General features: G+C 73.1%; 1 protein-coding gene. It reads left to right on the top strand.

Features of this window, described 5'->3' with window-relative positions; all coding sequences use genetic code 11:
- Positions 1–1,095 (top strand): beta-ketoacyl synthase N-terminal-like domain-containing protein (locus tag IF30_RS0140265; RefSeq protein ID WP_037903066.1); only part of this gene is annotated, 1,095 nt, incomplete at both ends.

Here is a 1,095-nt window from a genome sequence, read left to right as displayed (position 1 = left end):
AGGCCCCGCCGTCACCATCGACACCGCCTGCTCGTCCTCCCTCGTCGCCGTCCACCTCGCCGCCAACGCCCTGCGCAACGGCGAATGCACCATGGCCCTCGTCGGCGGTGTGACCGTCATGGCGACGCCCCGGACGTTCATCGAGTTCAGCCGGCAGGGTGGTCTCTCCCCCGACGGCCGGTGCAAGGCCTTCTCCGCCGACGCGGACGGCACCGGCTGGGGCGAGGGCGTCGGTCTGCTCGTCCTGGAGCGCCTCTCCGACGCCCGGCGCCTGGGCCACCCGGTCCTCGCCGTCGTCCGAGGCTCCGCCGTCAACCAGGACGGTGCCTCCAACGGGCTCACCGCCCCGAACGGGCCCTCCCAGCAACGCGTCATCCGCCAGGCCCTCGCCAACGCCGGCCTCCAGCCCTCCGACGTCGACGCGGTGGAGGCACACGGCACCGGCACCCGCCTCGGCGACCCCATCGAGGCCCAGGCGCTCCTCGCCACCTACGGGCAGGACCGTGAACAGCCCCTGTGGCTGGGCTCGGTGAAGTCCAACATCGGCCACACCCAGTCGGCCGCCGGCGCCGCCGGCATCATCAAGATGATCCTCGCCATGCAGCACGGGGTGCTGCCCCGCACCCTGCACGTCGACGAACCCACCCCGCACGTCGACTGGACGGCGGGAGCCGTCGCACTGCTCACCGAGGAGCAGAACTGGCCGGAGACGGCCGGTCGTCCCCGCCGAGCCGCCGTCTCCTCCTTCGGCATCAGCGGCACCAACGCCCACGTCATCCTCGAACAACCGCCCGTCACCGACGAACCCGCAACCGACGCACCGGACCCCGGCGTGGTCCCGTGGCTGCTCTCCGGTCGGGACGAGCAGGCCCTGCGGGACACCGCGGCCCGACTCGCGGACGCCCTCACCGACGACACCTCACCCCTCGACACCGGCTACACCCTCGCCACCACCCGCACGGCCTTCGACCACCGCGCCGTCGTCCTGGCCCGCGCCCCCCACGAACAACGCCAAGCCCTCACCGCACTGGCCCAGGGCACCCCCCACCCACAGGTGATCACCGGCCGGGGTGGCGACGGAACCCTGACGATGGT

This window comes from Streptomyces sp. NRRL S-350, assembly GCF_000719705.1.
Classification (GTDB): Bacteria; Actinomycetota; Actinomycetes; order Streptomycetales; family Streptomycetaceae; genus Kitasatospora.
The sequence above is the reverse complement of the archived record's forward strand: the minus strand, read 5'-3'. Positions and strand labels throughout refer to the sequence as shown.